The sequence below is a fragment of the Aerococcus sp. L_32 genome (assembly GCF_050689315.1).
This window is the reverse complement of record NZ_JBOEQF010000233.1, coordinates 1-3,382: the sequence shown is the minus strand read 5'-3', so window position 1 is coordinate 3,382 and position 3,382 is coordinate 1. Positions and strand designations below refer to the sequence as shown.

The window sequence follows — 3,382 nt, the reverse complement described above, 5'->3', positions numbered from 1 at the left end:
CCCCTCCAATCTATTACATACGTATTTATTCGCCAATTCCCCCAAAAAAGTTCATATTTTTTTGATATTTTATAAAATTAAACCAAAAGATAGGTAAAGATAGCCGGTCGTTAGGTATTTTAGGGTACAATATAGGAGAATAGAGATTCTGCCCTAAACCACCCAATAGTAGCGCCGGACTAAATATTAAAGGAATAATTTGACTTATAAGGAGGACGAAAACATGAACATCTTGATGATTGAAGATAACGAAAGTGTTGCAGAGATGATGAGTATGTTTTTTGAACAACAAAAAGACTGGGAAGCGACGTTTATCCAAGATGGTGAAGAGGGCTGGCAACACTATTTAGCTAACGAGGAAACGATTGAAATGGTGATTTTGGATTTAAACTTACCAAGTAAAGATGGGATTCAAATCTGTCGTGACATCCGCCAACAAAATAAACAAGTACCAATTATCATGCTGACTGCTCGTGACGCAGAAAGTGAACAAGTCCTTGGTTTAGGCCTTGGTGCAGATGATTACGTGACCAAACCCTTTGACCCAATCACCTTTATGGCCCGGATGCGTGCATTATACCGCCGTAGCCAATTGTCTGAATCATCAGTTGAAGCCACAGAGGAAAAGGGCAATGCGGACCAATTTGACATCCAAACAGAATTTATCCGGATCAACAGCCAAAACCGTGAAGCCTTCTATAAAGACCAATTAATTCAACATTTAACACCAAAAGAATTTGAAATTCTACAATTGTTGGCTCGTCGTCCAAAACAAGTATTCACACGGGAACACTTACTGACAACGCTATGGGAAGACCCATTCTACGGGGATGAGCGTACAGTAGATGCCCACATTAAAAAGCTACGTCAAAAAATGGAAGAGTATGGGCCTCAACTTATTCAAACAGTCTGGGGAGTAGGCTATAAATTCGACGAAACCGGTGTTTAACAATGAAATTGAACTTTTTTTACCAACAAATTCTCAGCTTTCTAGTGGTCATTGGTATGACCATAGCAGCCATGGGGGTAACTTTGTTTTCTTTTTCAAGGGACCAGGTGCTCCTAAGGCAAGAACAACAATTGAATGACATTGCCCACTTTATTTCAGGGCAGACCATTTCACCCGAATTCTTAGCTTCAATGGAACCCTTACTGCAGTCGTCCAATATGAAGTTGTTCTATTTTAATGCGGACAACGAATTGATTTATCCAACCGATGAAGCAGTGGCCATTCCAAATAATCAGTTGACGGATGAAGAATTGAAGACGTTAGAAAATGGTCATGACTTGAATTTACGGACTTTTGAAATGGGCTTTACGGAAAAAGTCGGAGATGCCTTAGCCATCTTCATGCCGCTAACCAATGCAGAAAACCAGTCCTTTGCGGGTTACTTAGTTATTGGGGTGCCGTCTAGTCAATCCGATGCTATTATTGATAACCTGGTGCACAATGTGGTTAAAGGGATCATGATTGCCTTGATTATTGCGGTCATCTTTTCAGTGATTATTGCCGGATACCAAAATAAACGGATTCGCCGAATCCAGGAGGCCACCCAAAAAATTGCGCAAGGTGACTATTCGGTTCGTTTAGAGGTCAGTAATATTGATGAATTTGATGATTTAGCTAAGGACTTTAACCAAATGGCGGTTGCCTTAAGGGAGTCTGAAGTGGAAATCGACCGACAAGAAAACATCCGCCGTCAATTGATGATGGATGTGGCCCATGAAATTCGGACCCCGCTAACGACTATGATTGGTTTATTAGAAGGATTAAGACAAAAAGTATTGCCTGAAGATAAAATTGACCGGTCTGTGGATTTGATGTATAAGGAAGCCAACCGATTAAATCGGTTAGTTAACGAAAATCTGGATATTGAAAAAATACGATCCAATGAAATTGTATTGAAGAAATCAAAATTCAATGCAGCCGAAGTTTTAAGGGATATTTCGCTCCAATTATCAGAAACAGCCAAAGTTAAACACATCAAATTTGAATTGGATATGCCAGATGAAGTGCCGATTTATGCTGATTATGACCGATTCCACCAAATTATCTTCAATATCACCCAAAATGCGGTACAATTTACCGATTATGGCGAAATTTTTATGTCTAGCGCCTTTCAAGATGGGGAAACTTATATTAAAATAAAAGATTCAGGTATGGGCATGACGAAAGAACAAGTCGAAAATATCTGGGAGCGATTCTATAAAGCAGATATTTCCCGGAAAAATAATGAATTCGGTGAATCTGGTTTAGGTTTATCGATTGTTAAACAACTCGTTGAATTACATCAAGCCACTATCCACGTGGAGAGTGAAGCAGGCGTTGGGACAATATTTACCCTAGTATTTTACGACCGTGAAACATTGGCAGAAAAAAATAAGGTCGAATAGCTTTTAAGCAATCGACTGGTAACAAAAGGATTGAAACAAGATGTATTTTTTAGGGCCGTTACTTATATGGCTAGAAGACATTTCTGCAGGCAGAATTTTAAATTTCCATTTAGTAGAGTTATCGTTGTTTAGTTTGGATAAAACCATCTTCTATATGATTGCTTTACTGGTTATTCAAGCAGGAATCATTTTCTATAAACGGTCTAAGAATACAAATTATTCGATTGACTGGTTTAGAGAAGCAATCAAATTTATCTTTGCCATATATTTAATATTGTTGGTACATTTAACCGTATTACGTTATGATTGGCAATGGTGGCAAGCGTCCTTCAATTTTGAACGGTCGCTGAGTGAATTAAATTGGACACCACTGGTTGATACTATTAAGTTAAGAAACGGGTCCGCATTTTCCTTCTGGTATAACTTCTTTGGGAATGTTGTTTGGTTCTTTCCATTTGGTATGATGCTCCCCTATATCTTTAAGATGAAGCGTGCCTTCTTCATCACGTTACTTTGGGGATTGTTATTTTCCGTATCAATTGAAACCATGCAATTTTATTTAGAAACAGGCGTAAGTCATATTGATGACGTCATTTTTAATGGCGCAGGGGTAATCATCGGTTACCTGATCTATGACATTTTGAAAATCAGCAACAGGTATATAAAAGGGAGAAGAAATACAAATGGCTAAAAAGAACACACAATTACCAAAAATGGAACTGCGTAAATGGGCAACAGTCCAAGTGAAAAAAGGACAAATCCTTTTAACTGAGAAAGACTTCGTTAATCCACCATCATTTACTGAAGGTGAACTAGTCGAAATCATAGGTATCGACCACGAATTCCTAGGATACGGCTACATGGCCAAGCAACATAAAGGTGTTGGTTGGATCCTAACAACTGACCAAAACGCTGACACAGGCTTACTTGGTGACCTTGATTTCGTACAAGCAAAACTTCAAGAAGCCAAAAACCAACGTCAAGCCTT

The 3,382-nt window shown here is 38.7% G+C and carries 3 protein-coding genes and 1 pseudogene; all 4 read left to right on the top strand.

Translation table 11 applies throughout. The features are described from left to right. Nucleotides 1-223: 223 nt before the first annotated feature. On the top strand, nt 224-949 hold the full coding sequence (locus ACRCJ0_RS10980) for a response regulator transcription factor (protein ID WP_026465264.1): 726 nt from the start codon (nt 224-226) through the stop codon (nt 947-949). Between the two features lie 2 nt (nt 950-951). Next, nucleotides 952-2,394, top strand: a complete 1,443-nt coding sequence (locus tag ACRCJ0_RS10975; RefSeq protein ID WP_026465265.1) for a sensor histidine kinase — start codon at nt 952-954, stop codon at nt 2,392-2,394. Between the two features lie 40 nt (nt 2,395-2,434). Further along, a complete protein-coding gene (locus tag ACRCJ0_RS10970) occupies nt 2,435-3,085 on the top strand; it encodes a VanZ family protein (RefSeq protein ID WP_417894236.1) in 651 nt (216 codons plus the stop codon). After that, a pseudogene (locus ACRCJ0_RS10965) lies at nt 3,078-3,382 on the top strand (class I SAM-dependent rRNA methyltransferase); the annotation flags it as partial. The gene ACRCJ0_RS10970 and the pseudogene ACRCJ0_RS10965, both read left to right, overlap by 8 nt.

Bases quoted from the DNA above. Each gene is read 5' to 3' on its own strand.
- ACRCJ0_RS10980 (WP_026465264.1), top strand. From the start codon at position 224: ATGAACATCTTGATGATTGAAGATAACGAAAGTGTTGCAGAGATGATG.
- ACRCJ0_RS10975 (WP_026465265.1), top strand. From the start codon at position 952: ATGAAATTGAACTTTTTTTACCAACAAATTCTCAGCTTTCTAGTGGTC.
- ACRCJ0_RS10970 (WP_417894236.1), top strand. From the start codon at position 2,435: ATGTATTTTTTAGGGCCGTTACTTATATGGCTAGAAGACATTTCTGCA.